Origin of the sequence: Streptomyces sp. NPDC057565, from assembly GCF_042801455.1 — a bacterium.
Classification (GTDB): domain Bacteria; phylum Actinomycetota; class Actinomycetes; order Streptomycetales; family Streptomycetaceae; genus Streptomyces; species Streptomyces yanii.
In genome coordinates, this window is sequence record NZ_JBHVFU010000022.1 from 82329 (window position 1) to 101318 (window position 18990).

Here is an 18990-nt window from a genome sequence, read left to right on the forward strand (position 1 = left end):
TGGGGCGGGAAAGGGCGGCGTTCTCCGTGGCGTTGGACGAGGCACGACAAGGCGCGCACGGCGGTGGCTGTACGTGCGGCGACTGCCCGTACGGGGCGCGCGAGGGACACCGGCGCGCGGTGGCCGCCTTCCTGGCCAAACGGGACGGACTCGCCGCGGGCCAGGGACTGCCGACCGGCGTCGCCCAGTCCGCGTCCGCGACCCGTCAGTGGGTCTCCGACGAGCTGACCGAGTCGGCCCGCACGGTCGCCGAACGCAGCCGGGAGGCGGGCGACGCCTGGCTCCGCCGGGTCTGGCAGCGCACCCTGGCCGTCGTCTGGGGGAGCGTCGCCGTGCTCGTCATCGGCGAGGCGGTCACCGCGATCGGCGCGGGCTGGTCGACCGCCCGCACCGCCGGTCTGCTCGCCGGGCTCGTCACCGCGGCACTGCTGACCGGCGCCGCCCGCTTCCACCGGGCCCGCGGCGGCGTCCTCGCCCCGCTGGTCGGCGAGGACAACCGGCTCTCCACCTCCCGCGCGGTCGCCGTCGCCTGGGTGCTGCTCACCGTCTTCTCCGTACTCGTCCTCGCGCTGCAGCTGGCAGGTGCCTCCAGCCACGCGGAGCGCGACGCGCTGATCGACGGTCTGGAGCTGGCGCGTGGCGTCGGGGTGCTGACCGTGCTGGCGCTGGTGTGCGCCGTCGCCGTGCTCGTACGCCGGGTGGTGACCGTACGCGTCCTCGCGCAGCGCCTGCAGAAGCTGCGGGCGGACCGGCCGCGCGCCGCCGATCTGCTCACCGACGACTCCGGGCGCGGCAGTTTCACGGATGTGCAGTACGTGCTGGTGAGCGCCGTAGCCGTCCTCTTCGCCGCGGTCCGGCTGGCCCGCCGGCCCGAGCAGCTCCCCGATCTGCCGTGGGGGCTGGCGCTGCTGGTGGCGGTCTCCGCGGCGACGTACTTCGCGGGGAAGTACGCGGAGGGCGGGCGCCCGGTCGTGCTGTCCGTCGTACGGGCCCGGGAGGCCGGTGACCTGGACGCGCCGATCCGTACCGGCGACGACATCGAGATCCGCGGAGCGGGCTTCGTGCCGCCCGGCGCCGGGGCCCCGGACCGGCTGGCCCGCATGGTGGTCAGGATCGGCCGGGTCCATGTCCATGTCCCGCTGATCCCGGTCACGGGAGGCTTCGCCAACCCGACCGACACCGTGCTCACCGTGCCGGTCCCGGTGGAGGTGGAACCCGGGCGGGTGGACGTCCAGGTCGTGACAGCCGCCGGGGTGGAGACGAACCGGGTCGAGATCGACGTCACGGACTGAGATCCGATCGACCGTCTTTCCCTCCGGCCGCCACTCGGGTCTGATCGGACCGGATCGAACCGCAGGGCAGGTGAGCAGCCCGTTCGCCGCGTACGTATGGTCTGGTGACGGGTCGACGGAAGGATAGGGTCCTTATGCGTGCGTATGGCACGAATTCGCGAGGTCTGGGCGAAGCGACAAGCATCCGTGAGCTGGCGCGGGAGCATGCCCTGCTGCCACTGCGGATCTTTCTCGGCGTCACCTTTCTCTATGCCGGGCTCGACAAACTGACGGACAGTGCCTTCTTCCGCGCCACCGGCCCCGGCTCCATCGGCGAGACGATGCACGCGGTACGCGACTCGGCCGCGATCCCGGCCCTCGTCGACCTCGCGCTGAAGAGCCCGGGAGCCTTCGGGCACGCCATCGCCTTCGGTGAACTCGCCGTCGGCATCGGCACCCTGATCGGGCTGTGGGCCCGGCTCGCCGCACTCGGCGGGGCGCTGATCTCGCTGAGCCTGTGGCTGACCGTGAGCTGGCAGGTCAAGCCGTACTACTTCGGCAACGACCTGGCCTACCTCATGGCCTGGCTGCCGCTGGTGCTCGGCGGCGCCGCGTCGTTCTCCGTGGACGCCTTCCTCGCGTCGCGACGGCGACGGATACGGTAGCCGAACCACGTCGTGGTCGCGGCGAGCCAGAGGCCGCCGAAGAACACCGGGCAGAAGAAGACCCAGGAAGCGTCCCAGGTGCCCGCCGCGTCCGCCGCGTAACCGGCGGCGAGGGCGAGCATGGCGATGCCCGCGACCGCCCGGCCCGGCCGGATCTCATGACGCAGCACGAATGACCTCCACCTGTCCGATACCGACTTCCAGATCCAGCTCGACCGTGCCCGCCGGGGTGACGCCCGCGGGCGGGGCGATCATGCGGTGTTCCTTCGGTGACGGGCTGATGTCCACATCGCCCGGCGGATCGCCCGGCAGCCGGATGTCGCCGATCCCGGCGTCCGCCCGCACCCGGAGCGTCACCGCCTTCGGCACGACGACGACCGCCCGGCCCGCGCCGACCCCCAGCTGCGTCCGGACCGTGTCACCCTTCGGGACCGGCACCTTCGACAGGTCGAGGGTGCCGACACCGCTGCCGAGCTCGTACCGCGGCTGGACCGCGGCGACCGATGCCGGGCGCCATTCCTCCCGCACCCAATGGGTGCTGATGTCCTTCGGCAGCGCGGCCGCGCCCGCCAGCAGCGCCGCCGTGATCATCGCCAGCAGGACGGTGCCGAACCCGGTCCTGCCGAGGAAGGTGCTGACCACCATCCCCGCACCGAACACGGCGAGCGCTGCGGCCAGGCCGAACTGCAGGCTCGTGCCGAACGGATGCGTGTGCCAGCTCAGGCCCGTGCCCAGACCGCCGGCGATCAGTGCGAGCAGGAAGACCAGGCCGCCGATCGAGCGTGGCCCCCGGTTGGTCCGGACCGGCTCGGGCGCGCGGTACGGGGTGTCCGCCGCCCTGCGGGGACGTACCGGCGGACTGTCGGCCACCGCATCCGCCGGGCCCCACAGATACCCCGGTCCCACCGGGCCGGACGTGCCGTCCTTGATGATCGGATCCCGCCACCACGACGGGCTGGCCGGCGACGGCGGTGCTTTCACCTCCGGCGGGGCGTCCGCCACCGCCTGCGCGGCCGTCGGGTGCAGCGGGTCCTCGGGCGCGGCGGTCCTGCGGGTTTGCGTCCACACGCTGAAGCCGACGACCGCGAGCGTCAGCATCGCGGAGAACGCCAGCGTGCCCCCGTTGCCCAGCATGGACAGGAAGAGCCCGCAGCCGATCAGCGCGAACAGCACCGCGACCAGCGACGCCCCCTCGACCCGGCCGGACAGCAGCCTGCGTGCCTCGTTCTCCTCCTCGCCCTCCAGCGGGAGCAGCAGCCAGGCGAAGCCGTAGAAGATCAGGCCGACGCCACCGGTCACCGACAGCACACCGATCACGATCCGGAAGATCACCGGGTCCACGTCGCAGTACCGGCCGAGTCCGCCGCACACCCCGGCCACCACTTTCTGCCGCGAGCTGCGCTGCAGCTGCGGTCTCGGTGCGGGCTGCGGTGCGACGCCGGGCGCGGCGTCCTGGGGAACGGTCATGGCTCCATGGTGACGGGCGGCAAGCGCCGACGGGACCCGCGCCGACCCTGGCCGATCCCTGATATTGGTTCCCCCGGACCCTGAAGGGCGCCGTCGCGGTGCGTGCGGCGGGTGCGAACTGCCCGTCTCAGGGTCGAAGTGGGGGCAGACCCTGATACCGCCGCTCACCCGTCCATGTGACGATCGTGGCATGCCGACCGCCTCACCCCGAGCCGCAAGCTCCCTCAGCGCCGACCCGGAGGAGCCACCGCTGCGCAAGCTGTACCGCAGTGCCGACGGACGGCTGCTCGGCGGCGTCGCGCGCGGTCTCGCCGGACATCTCGGGCTGCCCGTCGTCTGGGTGCGGTTCGTCTTCCTCGGACTGTTCTTCGCGGACGGCCTCGGGGCTCTGCTCTACGCCGTGTTCTGGATCGTCGTCCCCCTCGGCGTCGGCGGCGTCGACGCGCCGCGCTCCGTCTTCGAGACGGCCCCCGACGGCCGGCGCAGGCTCCGCAAGCCCGACAAGGGGCAGGTGTTCGCCCTCCTCGCGCTCCTCATCGGCGCCGTGACCTTCGTCGGCAACGTCGACATGGGCAGCAAGGCCGACCGTTACATCTGGCCGACGCTGCTGATCGGCGCGGGCTCCGTCCTGGTGTGGCGGCAGGCCGACAACGCCCGCCGGGCCCGCTGGATGGAGGTCGGCCGCCGCCGCCGGGTGCTGCATCTGGCCCGCGCGCTGGCCGGGGTCGCCCTGGTCGGCCTGGGACTCGCCGTCTTCATCGTGGTACGCGGCTCCGCGGCCCAGCTCGGCAATGTGCTGACCGCGGCGATCGCCGTCCTCACCGGCATCGCGCTGCTGGCGGGTCCCTATCTCGTCCGCATGACCCAGGACCTGTCCGAGGAACGCCTGATGCGCATCAGGGCCCAGGAACGCGCCGAGGTCGCGGCTCACGTCCACGACTCCGTGCTGCACACCCTCACCCTGATCCAGCGCAACGCGGACGACGGCAGCGAGGTCCGCAGACTGGCCCGCGCCCAGGAACGCGAGCTGCGCAACTGGCTGTACAACCCCGAGGGCACCGGCAAGGACGAGGGCGACGAACCGGAGACCCTCGCCGAAGCCGTCAAACGCGCCGCCGCCGAGGTCGAGGACAAGCACGGTGTCCCACTGGAGGTCGTCGTCGTCGGCGACTGCCCGCTCGACGAGAAGCTCGCCGCGCAGATGCAGGCCGCACGCGAGGCGATGGTCAATGCCGCGAAGTACGGTGGCGAGGGCGGCGCCGTGCAGGTCTACGCGGAGGTCGAGGGCCGCACGGTCTTCGTCTCCGTACGGGACCGTGGTCCGGGATTCGATCCGGATTCCGTACCGGGGGACAGAATGGGCGTACGAGAATCAATCATCGGCCGGATGCAGCGCAACGGCGGTACGGCGCGGCTGCGTTCGGTGCCCGGCGGGGGCACGGAAGTCGAGCTGGAGATGGAGAGGGCGGGCGAATGACCGAGACCACCGAAGCGATCGGGGGCCCGGAGCGCCGGGTACGGGTCGTGCTCGTCGACGACCACCGGATGTTCCGCACCGGAGTCCAGGCCGAGATCGGCCGCACCGAGGAGACCGGTGTCGAGGTCGTCGGCGAGGCCGCCGATGTCGACCAGGCGGTCACCGTCATCACGGCGACCCGCCCCGAGGTCGTCCTCCTCGACGTGCACCTGCCGGGCGGCGGCGGCGTCGAGGTGTTGCGCCGCTGCGCCCCGCTGATGGGCGCGGTCGAGAACCCGGTGCGCTTCCTTGCGCTGTCCGTCTCGGACGCCGCCGAGGATGTCATCGGTGTCATCCGCGGCGGCGCACGCGGCTACGTCACCAAGACGATCACCGGCACCGATCTGGTCGATTCGGTCTTCCGGGTGCAGGAGGGCGACGCGGTGTTCTCGCCCCGGCTGGCCGGCTTCGTCCTCGACGCGTTCGCCTCGACGGACGCGCCGCCCGTCGACGAGGACCTGGACCGGCTGACGCAGCGCGAGCGCGAGGTGCTGCGGCTGATCGCGCGCGGCTATGCGTACAAGGAGATTGCCAAGCAGCTGTTCATCTCGGTGAAGACGGTCGAGTCGCATGTCTCGGCGGTGCTGCGGAAACTCCAGCTGTCGAACCGGCACGAGCTGACGCGGTGGGCGACGGCCCGACGGCTGGTCTGAGTCAGCCGTTCTCCCGTTCGGGGTCGATGGAGATGTTGAGTCTCTCGCCGACCCTTCGGTAGCCGATGCCCGCGTGGATCCGTTCCACAGCGGCGTCGGCCGGCTCCAGCCACACCACTTACCCGTGGTGCTGTACGTGGGCGGCGGCGTCCATGGGCGTACGGGTTCCCTTCGACCGTCCGGTGGGATTCCGGAGTCAGGACCGCGAACTGCGGAGCGAGGGAGCCTATGCGACCCGGGTCGCTCCCGCGAAGGGCATGTTGTCGATCGGCGCGATGCGGACCGGTGCTCCGGGGTGCGGTGCGTGGATCATCTGTCCGTCGCCGATGTAGAGACCGACATGGCTGACCCCGGAGTAGAAGAACACCAGGTCACCGGGGACGAGTTCGGAGCGGGGGACATGCCGGCCGGCGTTGATCTGGGTGTATGTGGTGCGGGGGAGTGAGACGCCGGCGGAGCGCCAGGCGGCCTGGGTCAGCCCGGAGCAGTCGAACGAGGACGGTCCGGTTGCGCCCCAGACGTACGGCTTGCCGAGCGCCCCGTAGGCGAACGCGACGGCCTCCGCGGCGCGGGCGTTGGGAGCCTGGGTGGTGCCTAGGCGCGGGGCGCTGCGATCCGCGCGGGCGGCGCCCACGCGTTCGAACCCGGAGCGCTCCGCGGGCGAGAGGGTGTCCAGGAGCCTCCGGGCGTCGGCCAGTCTGGCCCTGACCGTCGTCCGGTGCTTCTTCAGGTCGGCCCGGCGGGCGGTGAGGGCCGCCAGCTCGTTCTTCGCCTCCGTGCGCAGCTGGGCGATCTCGGTGACCTGCCGCTGCACGTTGGAGACCTCGGCCGCCTGGCGGTCGGAGGCCCACTCCACGTACGAGGCCCGTTGCAGATACTGGTCGGGGTCCGAGGACAGCGCCAGCTGCACGGCGGGGTCGAGGCCGCCCGTGCGGTACTCCGCGGCGGCGAGCGAACCGAGTGCCTTACGGGAGGCATTGAGGCGTTCGGTCCTGCGGGCGGCCTCGTCGCGCAGTGCGTTCAAGGACCTGGCGGCGGCGGTCGCCTCCTCCTTCGCGCCGTTGTACTGCTCGGTGGCGACCTCGGCGTCGTGGTACAGCCGGTCCACCGCGGCCTTGATCCGGGTGGGGGTGGGCTGTGGTTCGGCGTGCGCGGAGCCCGGCAGGACGGCGGCGGTCGCGGCCCCGGCGAAGGCGAGGGTGGCTGCGGTGCGGGCGGCGGAGCCGGCGTGCGGGCGCTGCCTGGGTTTCCGATGCACTGCCACAGGGGCGGGGCTCCTTCGGTCGACTGCCCGTCGGGGCCTACCGGCGGGCCGCTGAGAGGTCCGGCGGCGGGACGCCAACAGGGGGAGCGGCCCGCCGCCGGATTTCTCGGCGGGGTGACCGGGCTGCCGTCCGGGTGCGGAGCGGTGCTGAAGCCGGCCACCTGGACAGGGACGCTAGGCCCAGGGCGCGAGGAAGGGTCGCAATGACGGCTATTGCCCGAATTTGGCAATGTGTTGTCGCCGAGTGGCTGGAAAATTCCATCAGAGTCAGGCAATTGGTGCAGATGGGAGCGAAATGCCGGGTAGCCCCCACCTCGCCGAAGAGGGGTGATATGGCCCCGGCTAGGCTGCGGCCTCATGGACGTACTCATCAATGTCTTCGTCGCGCTGCACATCATCGGCATCGCCGCCCTCCTGGGCGGCTTCCTGACCCAGATGAAGGCGATGGGCGCAGGCACGGCACGCTTCGTCCCGGCGATGCTGCACGGCGCGCTGACCATGCTGGTCACCGGTGTCGCGCTGGTCGGACTCAACCAGGCCGACGACCACCCGGTCAACAACATCAAGATCGGCGTGAAGCTGGCGGTCCTGGTGGTGATCCTCGCGCTGGTCTACATCAAGCGGGACGAGGAGAAGGTCGAGAAGGGTGTGTTCGCGGCGGTCGGCGGACTGACGGTCGCCAACATCTTCATCGCGACACTCTGGACCTGAGCCGGACCCGCCCGCATGAAAAGCGAGCCCCTGCCGGACCCGGCAGGGGCTCCTCTTATGCGGGCTCGGCGTCATGCCGGGCGCACGCTGCCGTAGATCGGCATGTAGTAGATCGACTCCTCGCGGACGTTCGCCCCCGGCTTCGGGGCGTGGATCATCATGCCGTCGCCCTTGTAGATACCGACGTGGCTGATGTCGTCGTAGAAGAAGACGAGGTCGCCCGGCTTCAGGTCGGCCGTGGCTATCCGGGTGCCGATCTTCACCTGGTCCCAAGTGGTGCGGGGGATGTCGACGCCCGCTGCCTTCCAGGCGGCCTGGGTCAGCCCCGAGCAGTCGTACGAGGAGGGGCCCGCCGCTCCCCAGACGTACGGCTTGCCGATCTGGGCGCGGGCGAAGGCGAGAACCTTCTCGGCCTTCGTGGTGGCACTGGTGTCCGAGCCGGTCCCGGTCCCGGTCCCGGTTCCCGTGCCCGTCCCCGTGCCACTGGTGGAGGCGGCCTTCTTCGCCGCCTCCTGGGCCTTGCGGTCCGCCTCGGCCTTGGCGGCGGCCTGCCGGCGGGCGAGTTCCTCCGCCTTGCGCTTGGCCTCCGCCTCCTTCTCGCGCTCCAGTGCCGCCAGCCGCGCCTTCTCCTCGGCCGTCAGCTTCGACAGCATCGCGCGCGCCTCGCCCAGCTTCTTCTGGACGGATTGCTTGCTGGTCCGCAGCGTGGCCTGGGACTCGGTGAGCGTCTCCAGGCTCTTCGTCGCCTCGGTGCGCTTCTTCGCCGCCGCTGCCTGCTGCGTACGGAAGTCCGTGACCGCCTTCTGCTGCTGGGCGGTCATCCGGTTCATCAGCTGGTTCTGGTCGAAGTACGACTGCGGGTCGTTGGCCAGGAAGAAGGTGGCGGTCGGGGCGATGGAGCCGGTGCGGTACTGCGCGGCCGCGTAGTTGCCGAGTGTTCTGCGCGCCTCGTTCAGCTTGTCGGCGCGCTCGGCCACGTCCTCCAGCAGGGCGTCGACCTTGCCGCGCTGCGTGGCGGAGGCCTCTTTCGCCTGGTTGTACTGCTGGGTCGCGGTGCCCGCCTGCCGGTAGAGGTCGTCGACCTTCTTCTGCACGTCCTCGATGCTGGGCTTGGGTGCGCTCGGGGTGGCCGTGGCGCTCTGGGTCGACAGCAGGGTCACGCCTGCCAGTGCGGCCGTCGTGAGCCCGACGGCGGGGGTGGTGGTGCGTACTCGGCTGCGCGGTTTGCGATGCGATGCCAAAGCCGGCATCTCCTTCCGTGGACCGCCTACCGGGTTAGCTGTCGGGTTCGGGCGGAACGGAAGGCTGCCCTACGGTCCGAGTGGGGATACAGACCGATTCACCCCGGTTTCGCATGTGGGTCCCCGGTTCCGAACTTCCCTGTGGGCAGCGCGGATTCGGCGGGGGAGCCCGCTCGGCGTGGTTCGCCTCAAGGGGGTACGGGCCGCCCGACGGAGCACGCTAGCCAACCGTGGTGCCGCTGTGAAGCTTGATGTTCGATATGCCCGATACGTTTTCGTGACCTTGGCGAAGAGGGGTCGGAGGAGGCGGTTTGGGCCCCGATTTCCTTACGGGGCGTGGGCGGGTGCTCTCCGTACGTAGGTGCCTTCCGGCCGCGCTTTCCCATGCGGCCGCAGAGTGTCGGTGCGTCGCCCTAGACTCGTGAGGCGATGAGCAGCCTCTTTGACGACAGTTTCCTGGCCGGCCTCCAGCACTCGGAGGAAGAACCCCCGCCGCCCCCCGAGGACTCCGCACCCGAAGCGGTGCCGGAGGACCTCTTCGCGGGTGTCTTCGACGCACCCCCGCCGCCCCGGGACGCGTACTACCGGGACGGCGCCCACCGCCCCGCCATCGACTCCGCCGCCCTGCTCGACGGGCTGAACACCGAGCAGCGCGCCGCGGTCGTGCACGCCGGATCGCCGCTGCTCATCGTCGCCGGCGCAGGCTCCGGCAAGACCCGGGTGCTCACCCACCGGATCGCCCACCTGCTGGCCGAGCGGGGCGTGCACCCCGGCCAGATCCTGGCGATCACCTTCACCAACAAGGCCGCGGGCGAGATGAAGGAGCGCGTCGAGCAGCTCGTCGGACCGCGCGCCAACGCCATGTGGGTCATGACGTTCCACAGCGCGTGCGTGCGGATCCTGCGCCGCGAGTCGAAGCGGCTCGGCTTCACCTCGTCGTTCTCGATCTACGACGCGGCCGACTCCAAGCGGCTGATGGCCCTGGTCTGCCGCGATCTGGACCTCGACCCGAAGCGCTTCCCGCCGAAGTCGTTCACGGCCAAGGTCTCGAACCTGAAGAACGAGCTGATCGACGAGGAGACCTTCGCCGGCCAGGCCGCGGACGGCTTCGAGAAGACGCTCGCCCAGGCGTACGCGATGTACCAGTCCCGGCTGCGCGAGGCCAACGCACTGGACTTCGACGACATCATCATGACGACGGTCCATCTGCTCCAGGCGTTCCCCGACGTCGCCGAGCACTACCGACGCCGCTTCCGGCACGTCCTCGTCGACGAGTACCAGGACACCAACCACGCGCAGTACACGCTCGTACGCGAGCTGGTCGGCCCGGCCGGAGAGGCCGACGCCCCCGCCGAGCTCTGCGTCGTGGGTGACGCCGACCAGTCGATCTACGCCTTCCGCGGCGCGACGATCCGCAACATCCTCCAGTTCGAGGAGGACTACCCGAACGCGACGACGATCCTGCTGGAGCAGAACTACCGCTCCACGCAGACGATCCTCTCCGCCGCCAACGCGGTCATCGAGCGCAACGAGAGCCGCCGCCCCAAGAACCTCTGGACGAACGCGGGCGAGGGCGCCCGGATCACCGGCTATGTCGCGGACACCGAGCACGACGAGGCGCAGTTCGTCGCCGACGAGATCGACCGGCTGACCGACGCGGGCGACGCGAAGGCCGGCGACGTCGCGATCTTCTACCGGACGAACGCGCAGTCCCGCGTCTTCGAAGAGATCTTCATTCGCGTCGGCCTGCCCTACAAGGTCGTCGGCGGCGTGCGCTTCTACGAGCGCAAGGAGGTCCGGGACATCCTGGCCTACCTCCGGGTCCTCGCCAACCCCGAGGACACCGTCCCGCTGCGCCGCATCCTCAACGTGCCCAAGCGCGGTATCGGCGATCGCGCCGAGGCGATGATCGACGCACTGTCGCTGCGCGAGAAGATCACGTTCCCGCAGGCACTGCGCCGCGTCGACGAGGCGTACGGCATGGCGGCCCGCTCGGCCAATGCCGTCAAGCGGTTCAACACGCTGATGGAGGAGCTGCGCACGATCGTCGAGTCCGGCGCGGGCCCCGCCGTGGTGCTGGAGGCGGTGCTGGAACGGACCGGCTATCTCGCCGAACTCCAGGCGTCCACGGACCCGCAGGACGAGACGCGGATCGAGAACCTCCAGGAACTCGCCGCCGTCGCGCTCGAATTCGAGCAGGAGCGGGGGGAGTCCGCCGGGGAGGAAGGTGCGGGCACGGGCACGCTCGCCGAGTTCCTGGAGAAGGTCGCGCTCGTGGCCGACTCCGACCAGATCCCCGACGAGGACGAGGACGGCTCCGGCGTCATCACGCTGATGACGCTGCACACGGCCAAGGGGCTCGAATTCCCGGTGGTGTTCCTGACCGGCATGGAGGACGGCGTCTTCCCGCACATGCGCGCCCTGGGACAGGTCAAGGAGCTGGAGGAGGAGCGGCGCCTCGCGTACGTCGGCATCACCCGTGCCCGTGAGCGGCTGTATCTGACCCGGGCGGCGATGCGCAGTGCGTGGGGTCAGCCCTCGTACAACCCGCCGTCGCGGTTCCTGGAGGAGATCCCGGACCAGCACCTGGAGTGGAAGCGGACCGGGCCGATGGCGGCCCCGGCCGGACCGACGTCGGGGATCACGTCGTCGCTGTCCTCGTCGCGCGCCCGCTCGGGCCCCTCGGGCTTCGCGACCCGGCGTACCTCGGACAAGCCGACGGTCACGCTGGTGGTCGGGGACCGGGTCACGCACGACCAGTTCGGGCTCGGCACGGTGACGGCGGTCGAGGGGATCGGCGACCAGGCGAAGGCGACGGTCGACTTCGGGGACGAACGACCGAAGAAGCTGCTGCTGCGGTACGCGCCGGTGGAGAAGCTCTAGGGGGGCCGCTCCGGAGCCGACGGGCGGGGCCTGTGCCGTGTCGGGCTCTGCAGCTCAGGTCGGGTCGAGGCCGTGGCTGCGGAGCCAGGGCAGCGGGTCTATGGCCGCTCCGCCACCGGGCCGGACCTCGAAGTGCAGGTGCGGGCCGGTGGAGTTGCCGGAGTTCCCGGAGTACGCGATGACGTCACCGGCCTTGACCGGGCCCGAGCGGATCCTGGTGCTGCTCAGATGGCAGTACCAGGTCTCGGTACCGTCGGCCGTGGTGACGATGGCCATGTTCCCGTAGGCGCTGTTCCACTGGGTGCGTACGGTGCCGTCGGTCGCGGCCATCACCGGAGTGCCGTACGAGACGGGGAAGTCGATACCCGTGTGCACGGACATCCAGTTGACGCCCGCCTGACCGTAGTAGGCGCTGAGGCCGTGCTGCTTGACCGGCAGGAGGAACTTGGGCCGCAGCGCCTCTTTCCGGGCGGCCTCCTCCTCGCGCTTCTTCTTCTCGGCGGCCTGCCGCTCTCTCAGGTCGATGCGCTCCTGGGTGCGGCTGGCGCGGTCGGCGAAGTTCTCGGCGTCGGCGCTGAGGTTGGCGAGCTGGGTGTCCAACTTGTTGTTGGCGTCGACCGGCTTGACGCTGCCGGGGTCGGCGGCCGCCATCGACGTGGTGTCGTCCTTGGTGTCCTCGCCGCTGCCGAGTCCGCCGACGGAGGCGGCGGCGATACCGGCGACGCTCATCACGCAGGCGGAGGGGACGGCGACGGTGAGAAGAGCGGAACGCTTGGCGGGGGTGCGACGCCGGCCGCGGCTGCCACCGCCGCCGCGGGTGACGGAACGGCTCGCAGGGCGGGGGATGTCGGCGGTGTGCTCCGCCGCGTGGTCCGTCCGGTCTGCCGCGTCGTCCGTATCGGCCTCGAGGTCCGGGTCCAGGTCGGCGACCCCGAACTCGGAGGTCGCGGTGATGTCCGCGGGCTCCACGGTTCCGGCGGGCGGGTAGGGCTCGTACGGAGCGTAGGAACCCTGATTCTCGTACGCCTCGTACGCGGCCTGTTCGGGTTCGTACGACTCGTGCGCGGTTTGCGCGGTTTGCTGTTCGTGCTCGGGCGTGGCGCCGGTGTTCCAGGCGGTGGCGTCGTATGCGCCGGTGTCGTAGGCGGCCGTCCCGGTCGTCGCCCACTGGCCGTTCTGGTGCCAGCCGTTGGTGTCCCACTGGCCCGACGCGTCCGGAGCGCCGCCCTGCGCGGGGATGCCCGGGACTTCCGGCATCCACGTCGCGGTGGTGTCGTACTGCTGCGGGTGCTGGGTCCCGTACGCGGCATAGGGGTCGTACGTGACGGTCTGATGCGCGCCGGTGTCCCACTGGGTGGAGTCGTACTGGCCGCTGTATCCGGCCTGTCCGGTGTCGTAGCCGCTGCTGTAGCCGGTGGTGTCGTACGTGCCGTCGTGGCTGCCCGGGAGGGAGCCGAAGAGCGGGTCGCTGTCGAAGCTGCCCGTGGAGTGGCTGTCGTAACCGACATACCCGGCGTAGGGGTGCTGGTCGTTCACCAACTTCTCTCTCGCCTCGGCAGCAGGACCTGGGTCTGGGGTCCGGTGGGGGAATCCCAGGGGAAAGCAGTGGCCGCGACTGTACCCGGCAGTACGTGACGGCGACAATCTTCCTCAGGTTCCGGGCCCGCAGGAAACGGGCAATCGGCCGTCTTTCGGCGGACTGTGCACAGAGCCTTGGCTCTATGTTCGAAACGCGTTCTATTTGTGAGCGCACTCCGGGCAGCCATGGTGCCCGGGGTATGCCCCCGGCACGGCGTGGCGGCCTTGTGCCCGTGAGGGACTCCGGTCCCTCAGGCGACCGAGGCGGCTCCCAGGAGTCCGGTGGCCGATTCCGGGGACTCCAGTGCCTGCCGGATCCCGGCGGCGACCGCCGGGTGGACCGGCAGTGCGAGGTGGCCGATCCCGGTGACGCGCACGTTCAGCGCATCGAGGTCCGGATGGTCGATGCAGGCCGCCTCGACCGGGACGATCACCTGGTCCAGCTCGCTCCAGAAGCTCACGAACCGGGTGCGGCAGTCGGGTGCGGGGCGGCGCAGTTCCTCGATCGGGGCGGAATCGCTGCGCATCTGGCGCACGATCGGGTGCGCACTGGCCACCGGGGCGACGGCGGTGCCGCCGTGCGGGGTGCCGAGGGTGACCAGGGTGTGGACCCGTCGGTCACCGCCGAGTCGCTGCACGTAATAACGGGCGATCAGGCCACCGAGGCTGTGGCCGACGACGTCGACCTCGTGGTGCCCGGTGCGGGTGCAGATCTCCTCGACATGCCGGCCGAGAAGTTCGGCGGCCGTGCGGATGTCACACGTGAGCGGTGAGTAGTTGAGGGACTCCAGATGGTGCCAGCCGTGCCGGGCCAGGGAGCGGCGCAGCAGGACGAAGACGGAGCGGTTGTCGATGAACCCGTGCAGGAGCACGACGGGCCGCCGCTCGGGGCTCTCGGTGGGCAGGGCCCGGGTTCCGGCCGGTGCGGTGGGTGGCTGTTCGGGCGGGGGCGTCGCGGCATGCCGCTCCCCGGTCATGCCCGAGGGGTAGAGGAGCACGTGCCCGACGAGCACGACCAGCTCCAGCGCGGTGGCTCTCAGCAGTGCCGATGACAGCCAGGTGCGACGCAGACACGGCTGGCGGAGCAGTAGCGGAAGAAAAGGCAGGACCTTCATGGCCGACCTCCTGCTTCGGCGCACGGGAGGCGGCCCAAGTCCCCGTATGCCCTCATGGGGTGCCGTGGCAGAGGCGTGGGTGGCTGGTCGGACCACCTGTCGACGAGTCGTACCACCGTGCCGTGCGGCTGACGGCGCGGTGGTACGGCGACCTCGTAGCGGCTCCCCTGGCCTCCGTGGCCCGCGCGGCAGGCATGCCGCGTGATGCGGGAACGGGGCCCGGTGAACATGTCCCAGGTGTGATTTCCCCCTCCCGGCCCACCGCGAAACGGCGGGTTGCGGGATGCTGTCGATAACGTTCGTTCACATCCCCGGCCCTTTCCGGCACGGGAGACGCATGTGGAGGCAGTGATGGGTGTGACCGGTCCGATCCGTGTGGTGGTGGCCAAGCCGGGCCTCGACGGCCATGACCGCGGGGCGAAGGTGATCGCGCGGGCGCTGCGCGACGCCGGTATGGAGGTCATCTACACCGGGCTCCACCAGACGCCCGAGCAGATCGTCGACACCGCGATCCAGGAGGACGCCGACGCGATCGGCCTCTCGATCCTCTCCGGCGCGCACAACACGCTCTTCGCCAAGGTGATCGAGCTCCTGAAGGAGCGCGACGCGGAGGACATCAAGGTGTTCGGCGGCGGCATCATCCCGGAGGCGGACATCGCACCGCTGAAGGAGCAGGGCGTCGCGGCGATCTTCACCCCGGGGGCGACGACGGGCTCGATCGTCGACTGGGTGAACGCCAACGTCCGCCAGTCCGCAGACGCCTGACCGGGCGGGCCGGGGCGCTCGCCCGTCCGGTGCCCTGCGTCCTCAGTCGCCCGCCCGGTGCGAGGCCGGGTCCGTCGAAGGGGTTCCCCTGCCCTGGAGACCACGGGGGAGATTGAGGACGCGGCGCGGCGCAGGAAGCGCAATCCGCCGCCGGCACCACCGCACCCCCTACGCCGCCTCCGGCAGCAGCTCCGCCTCCATCGCCGCGCGCAGCCGCAGGGTGGAGACCAGGCGCTGGAACGCCTCCGACCAGTAGCCGGCGGCTCCCGGCGACGCACCCTCCGGCTCGTCCGGTGTCGTCGTGAGGACCTCCAGGCGGTCCGCCTCCGCCGGGTTCAGACAGCGCTCGGCGAGACCCATCACGCCGCTGAAGCTCCACGGATAGCTCCCCGCGTCGCGGGCGATGTCGAGCGCGTCGACGACCGATCTGCCGAGTGGCTCCGCCCAGGGAACCGTGCAGACCCCCAGGAGCTGGAACGCCTCGGACAGCCCGTGCGCGGCAATGAAGTCGGCCACCCACGCGGCCCGTTCCGTACCGGGCAGTGTGGCGAGGAGCTTGGAGCGCTCGGCGAGCGACGCCGTGCCGGGGCCGTTCGACGGGGGTACGGAGGGGGCGCCCAGTAGCGCGCGGGCCCACTCCGGGTCCCGCTGCCGCACCGCCGCCCGGCACCACGCCGCGTGCAGTTCCTCACCCCAGCCGTCGGCGACGGGCAGCGCGACGATCTCCTGTGCCGTACGCCCGCCGAACTGCGCCGGCCAGGTGGACAGCGGGGTCGACTCCACCAACTGGCCCAGCCACCACGACCGTTCGCCCCGGCCGGACGGCGGCGCCGCGAGCACGCCGTCGCGCTGCATCTCCGCATCGCATTCATGCGGCGCCTCCACGGCGATGGACGCGGAACTGGCCGTCAGGTCCGGGTTCACGCATGACGCCGCACGGGCCGCCATCCGCCCGGCCAGCGCCGACTCCGGCAGCGCGGACAGCAGCTCGGCGGCCGTCGCGCGGACATTGCGGCTGCGGTCGGAGAGCGCCTGCTCCAGGAACGGCTCGTCCGCACCGGACAGCCCGGTACGCAGCGAGTCCACGAACATCAGCCGGTCCTCGGCACGCTCCGTCGGCCACGTGCTGGCCAGCAGTGCGAGCGCGCTCCCCGGATCATGTGCGCGTACGGCCCCGAGCAGGGCGACGCGCTCGGCGAACAAGCCCTCCTCCCACAGCCGGCGCACCGCCTCCGGGTCGGTCACCTCGGGCCGCGGCGCGCCGCCGGACGAGCCGCGCAGCGCGAACTTCCAGTCGGGGTTCAGCCGGGCCAGCCACAGCCCACGCGGCCCGGCGAAGGCCAGGGCCTGCGGCCGCAGGTCGGTACGGGCGCGGGCCGCGTCCAAGAGCGCCGGGAGCAGCGCCTCCGGCGCCCGGTAGCCGTGCAGACCGGCTGTGGCCAGCCACTGCGGGATCAGCTCGGTGAGATCCGGCGCGGCACCGCGCCGGCCGCCCGCACCGCTCGGCGCCGACCGGTCGGCGAGCAGCTGGGCGAGTCTGCGCCGCGCGGCCGGCGGAAGGGGCGGCCGGAGGTCGGCGGGCGCCGTCCCCGGCCGCGCGGCCGCGGGCGCGGGAAGCAGTCCGGCTCTGTGCCGCACGGTGTGGAGCGCCGCCGCGTCCAGGAGCGCGACCGGCCCCCGATCGCCGTCCGCCGATGACGGCCGGCGATCGGTGCCGAGCAACGCCGAGGTGACGAGCTCTTCCCACGGGGTGGTTGTACTGGGCATCGGTCCTCCTCCAGGGGTCAGATGAGCGGTACGGTCTCGGCCGCACCGCCGTCGGAGCCATCGGTCCAGGCGGCGAGCGGGTCGAAGCCGCGGTGGCCGCATTCGCCGAACACCGTGAGGGGCGCGCCGCCGGACAGCGCGACGAGCTTCCACAGACCCGGCCGGGACAGCGCCGACGGGACGACGGGCAGGGCCGTACCACCTGTGGCGTCCGCCAGTTGCCAGCCGTCGCCCGACGGCACCGGTATGACCTCGCGCAGGGTCACCGGCCAGGACTCCAGCCAGGGGTCGTCCCGCAGGGCGCGCCCGTACGAGGCGACCGCGCCCGCGGTCGTGGAGCCCCGAGGGGGAGTGCCGGACGGCACCGGCGCACCGAACTGCGCGCCCAGCTCGGCCCGTAGCTGTCCAGCACCCTGGTACGGCGTGAGTTCGGCGTCGAGCGTGGCGCCCACCGGCAGGGCCTGCCCCGGGGAGCGCCCGGCCGCTCCGAAGGACAGCAGCAGTGCGGTGCGGCCCGAGTCCCTCCCGTACAGCCAGATCCGACGCGTGACGATCTTGCCGTCCGGGGTGTCGTACTGGGCGAGGACCAGCCACCGGTCACGGACCGGGAGGCCGTCGGCGGGGGAGGTCAGCCCCACCCGCGTACGGACCGTCGCGGCCAGCGGCTCCGGCAGCCGGTCGATGCCCAGCCAGGCGGTGTCCAGTAGATGCAGCAGTGCGCACTCCTGGAGCAACCGCGCAGGCCAGCCGGCGCCGGACGCCGGGATCGCCCCCAACTCCCGGACCCGGCCCGCAAGTCCCGGCGCCTGCGCGTCGACCATGCGGGCCGCCGTCTCCTCCCACAGCCCGTACCCCGACTGGTCGGCCGCCGCCAGACCGCCGCGCAGCAGATCCATCAGCCGCTGCTCCAACTCCTGTGCACCGCCGGTGATCCGCCCGGCCCGCCGCTCGGCGCGCCGCCGGGCGGCCTCCGGGTCGGCCGGGCCCGCGGCCGAGGAGCCGCCCGCCCCCGGCCCGCCCTTCTCCCCCTTGGCCTCCGCGCGCGTGCGACGGCCCGTCAGCCACTCGCCGGCCCAGTCCGGCACCTCGCCCGCGGGCAGGGCCGATGCGCCGGAAGCCCAGACCAGCAGCAGACCCAGCGCGTGCTTGCACGGGAACTTCCGGCTGGGGCAACTGCACCTGTACGCAGGGCCGGTCGTGTCGACCACGGTTTGATACGGCTTGCTTCCGCTGCCCTTGCACAGCCCCCACACCGCACCCGAACCGTCACACCCGCCACCCGACCACGGTCCGGTCGAACCGAGCTTGCTCCCCGCCTTGCGTGATGCCTCGTCAGGAGCCAGGGCCAGGACCTGCTCCACCGTCCAGCGCGCCGCCGGGTCGGCGGTGCGCAAGGGTTCTCCCCCGTGAGATAGCAGCATGGGAACGACGGTAGAACGGGCCACTGACAATCACGCTGACCTGCCATTTCGTTGTCGCGCAAACAGCTTGACTTTACTCTCCCTTTGCGATTCGCTGCGAGATACCGACCTTTGAATCCGGGGGGGGATGGACCGATGAGCCACACCGTCCGCAGCATCCACAATTTCCGTAACTCCCGCACCATCCGGACTGCCGCCTCCGCAGCCGTCGTCCTCGGTCTCGCCGTGGGCCTCGGGGCCTGCTCCGAGTCCGTCGATCAGGTGGACAAGGCCGTGAACGAGACGTACGAAGTCACCTACGAGGTCACCGGTACGCGCGTCGACGAGATCCAGTTCCACGCGGGCGGGGGCAAGGCCATGGACCCGGAGATCGAGACGGTCAAGTCCCCGACCCTGCCGTGGCGGAAGACCGTCACGCTGCGCGGCATCATGCCGCCCGCCGTCATGCCGATCGCCCTGGACGAGACCGGGGCCGACGTCGCCTGCTCGATCACGCACAAGGGCAAGGTGATCAAGGAGGCCAAGGGCGAGGGACTCATCTCCGGCGGCGGCTGCGTCGCGGTCTCGCCGGTGGCCGGCTGAACTTCCCCGTCCGTAGCCGCTGGACCGGCCCTGACCTGCGGTCGGGGCCGGTTGTCAGTGGCATGGTGCACGGTGGGAACCACATCAGGTC

At 71.3% G+C, this 18990-nt stretch carries 15 protein-coding genes and 1 riboswitch; of the genes, 8 read left to right on the forward strand and 7 right to left on the reverse strand.

Annotated elements, in window-relative coordinates; genetic code table 11:
* The first annotated feature begins 26 nt into the window (after window positions 1-26).
* A complete protein-coding gene (locus ACFU8W_RS30335; protein ID WP_384043823.1) occupies window positions 27-1292 on the forward strand; it encodes a hypothetical protein in 1266 nt (421 codons plus the stop codon).
* A gap of 134 nt (window positions 1293-1426) precedes the next feature.
* A complete protein-coding gene (locus ACFU8W_RS30340) occupies window positions 1427-1936 on the forward strand; it encodes a DoxX family protein (RefSeq protein WP_384043756.1) in 510 nt (169 codons plus the stop codon).
* Between the two features lie 156 nt (window positions 1937-2092).
* Here the strand turns inward: ACFU8W_RS30340 and ACFU8W_RS30345 are convergent, their stop codons facing one another.
* Window positions 2093-3403 (reverse strand): PspC domain-containing protein, encoded by a 1311-nt coding sequence (locus ACFU8W_RS30345; RefSeq protein ID WP_384043758.1) that lies wholly within the window; start codon window positions 3401-3403, stop codon window positions 2093-2095.
* A 190-nt stretch (window positions 3404-3593) separates the two neighbouring features.
* On the opposite strand from ACFU8W_RS30345, the gene ACFU8W_RS30350 reads away from it, so the two are divergent.
* Together ACFU8W_RS30350 and ACFU8W_RS30355 are read left to right on the forward strand one after the other, a co-directional pair.
* Window positions 3594-4880: a PspC domain-containing protein gene (locus ACFU8W_RS30350; RefSeq protein ID WP_345515053.1), complete on the forward strand. Its 1287-nt coding sequence runs from the start codon at window positions 3594-3596 to the stop codon at window positions 4878-4880.
* Window positions 4877-5572: a response regulator transcription factor gene (locus ACFU8W_RS30355; protein WP_345515054.1), complete on the forward strand. Its 696-nt coding sequence runs from the start codon at window positions 4877-4879 to the stop codon at window positions 5570-5572. The genes ACFU8W_RS30350 and ACFU8W_RS30355 overlap by 4 nt, the downstream gene beginning before the upstream one ends.
* A 226-nt stretch (window positions 5573-5798) precedes the next feature.
* Here ACFU8W_RS30355 and ACFU8W_RS30360 read toward each other — a convergent pair whose 3' ends face one another.
* A complete protein-coding gene (locus ACFU8W_RS30360) occupies window positions 5799-6836 on the reverse strand; it encodes an NlpC/P60 family protein (protein ID WP_384043762.1) in 1038 nt (345 codons plus the stop codon).
* Window positions 6837-7193: 357 nt separating this feature from the next.
* On the opposite strand from ACFU8W_RS30360, the gene ACFU8W_RS30365 reads away from it, so the two are divergent.
* Window positions 7194-7547, forward strand: coding sequence for a hypothetical protein (locus ACFU8W_RS30365; protein WP_266982443.1), 354 nt, complete (start codon window positions 7194-7196; stop codon window positions 7545-7547).
* A gap of 71 nt (window positions 7548-7618) precedes the next feature.
* Here the strand turns inward: ACFU8W_RS30365 and ACFU8W_RS30370 are convergent, their stop codons facing one another.
* Window positions 7619-8797, reverse strand: a complete 1179-nt coding sequence (locus tag ACFU8W_RS30370) for an NlpC/P60 family protein (RefSeq protein ID WP_384043765.1) — start codon at window positions 8795-8797, stop codon at window positions 7619-7621.
* Window positions 8796-8960: riboswitch (cyclic di-AMP (ydaO/yuaA leader) on the reverse strand. It overlaps the preceding gene by 2 nt.
* Window positions 8961-9217: 257 nt before the next feature.
* Here ACFU8W_RS30370 and pcrA point away from each other — a divergent pair.
* Window positions 9218-11671 (forward strand): DNA helicase PcrA, encoded by a 2454-nt coding sequence (gene pcrA, locus ACFU8W_RS30375; RefSeq protein WP_266982440.1) that lies wholly within the window; start codon window positions 9218-9220, stop codon window positions 11669-11671.
* A 54-nt stretch (window positions 11672-11725) separates the two neighbouring features.
* Here the strand turns inward: pcrA and ACFU8W_RS30380 are convergent, their stop codons facing one another.
* Window positions 11726-13207 carry a M23 family metallopeptidase gene (locus ACFU8W_RS30380; RefSeq protein WP_384043768.1) on the reverse strand — a complete coding sequence of 494 codons (1482 nt, stop codon included), beginning with the start codon at window positions 13205-13207 and terminating at the stop codon, window positions 11726-11728.
* A 293-nt stretch (window positions 13208-13500) separates the two neighbouring features.
* Window positions 13501-14364, reverse strand: coding sequence for an esterase/lipase family protein (locus ACFU8W_RS30385; protein ID WP_384043771.1), 864 nt, complete (start codon window positions 14362-14364; stop codon window positions 13501-13503).
* Window positions 14365-14715: 351 nt separating this feature from the next.
* Between ACFU8W_RS30385 and ACFU8W_RS30390 the strand changes: the two genes are divergently transcribed.
* The gene (locus ACFU8W_RS30390) at window positions 14716-15129 is read left to right on the forward strand and encodes a cobalamin B12-binding domain-containing protein (protein WP_266982434.1); all 414 of its coding nucleotides are present in this window, start codon (window positions 14716-14718) and stop codon (window positions 15127-15129) included.
* 168 nt (window positions 15130-15297) lie between these two features.
* Here ACFU8W_RS30390 and ACFU8W_RS30395 read toward each other — a convergent pair whose 3' ends face one another.
* Window positions 15298-16896, reverse strand: coding sequence for a DUF5691 domain-containing protein (locus ACFU8W_RS30395; RefSeq protein WP_384043774.1), 1599 nt, complete (start codon window positions 16894-16896; stop codon window positions 15298-15300).
* 17 nt (window positions 16897-16913) lie between these two features.
* Window positions 16914-18317 carry an SWIM zinc finger family protein gene (locus tag ACFU8W_RS30400; protein ID WP_384043777.1) on the reverse strand — a complete coding sequence of 468 codons (1404 nt, stop codon included), beginning with the start codon at window positions 18315-18317 and terminating at the stop codon, window positions 16914-16916.
* Window positions 18318-18452: 135 nt separating this feature from the next.
* Between ACFU8W_RS30400 and ACFU8W_RS30405 the strand changes: the two genes are divergently transcribed.
* Window positions 18453-18899, forward strand: a complete 447-nt coding sequence (locus tag ACFU8W_RS30405) for a hypothetical protein (protein WP_384043780.1) — start codon at window positions 18453-18455, stop codon at window positions 18897-18899.
* Window positions 18900-18990: the final 91 nt, after the last annotated feature.

Bases quoted from the DNA above. Each gene is read 5' to 3' on its own strand.
- ACFU8W_RS30340 (WP_384043756.1), top strand. From the start codon at position 1,427: ATGCGTGCGTATGGCACGAATTCGCGAGGTCTGGGCGAAGCGACAAGC.
- ACFU8W_RS30345 (WP_384043758.1), bottom strand. From the start codon at position 3,403: ATGACCGTTCCCCAGGACGCCGCGCCCGGCGTCGCACCGCAGCCCGCA.
- ACFU8W_RS30350 (WP_345515053.1), top strand. From the start codon at position 3,594: ATGCCGACCGCCTCACCCCGAGCCGCAAGCTCCCTCAGCGCCGACCCG.
- ACFU8W_RS30355 (WP_345515054.1), top strand. From the start codon at position 4,877: ATGACCGAGACCACCGAAGCGATCGGGGGCCCGGAGCGCCGGGTACGG.
- ACFU8W_RS30365 (WP_266982443.1), top strand. From the start codon at position 7,194: ATGGACGTACTCATCAATGTCTTCGTCGCGCTGCACATCATCGGCATC.
- ACFU8W_RS30370 (WP_384043765.1), bottom strand. From the start codon at position 8,797: ATGCCGGCTTTGGCATCGCATCGCAAACCGCGCAGCCGAGTACGCACC.
- pcrA (WP_266982440.1), top strand. From the start codon at position 9,218: ATGAGCAGCCTCTTTGACGACAGTTTCCTGGCCGGCCTCCAGCACTCG.
- ACFU8W_RS30385 (WP_384043771.1), bottom strand. From the start codon at position 14,364: ATGAAGGTCCTGCCTTTTCTTCCGCTACTGCTCCGCCAGCCGTGTCTG.
- ACFU8W_RS30390 (WP_266982434.1), top strand. From the start codon at position 14,716: ATGGGTGTGACCGGTCCGATCCGTGTGGTGGTGGCCAAGCCGGGCCTC.
- ACFU8W_RS30395 (WP_384043774.1), bottom strand. From the start codon at position 16,896: ATGCCCAGTACAACCACCCCGTGGGAAGAGCTCGTCACCTCGGCGTTG.
- ACFU8W_RS30400 (WP_384043777.1), bottom strand. From the start codon at position 18,317: ATGCTGCTATCTCACGGGGGAGAACCCTTGCGCACCGCCGACCCGGCG.
- ACFU8W_RS30405 (WP_384043780.1), top strand. From the start codon at position 18,453: ATGAGCCACACCGTCCGCAGCATCCACAATTTCCGTAACTCCCGCACC.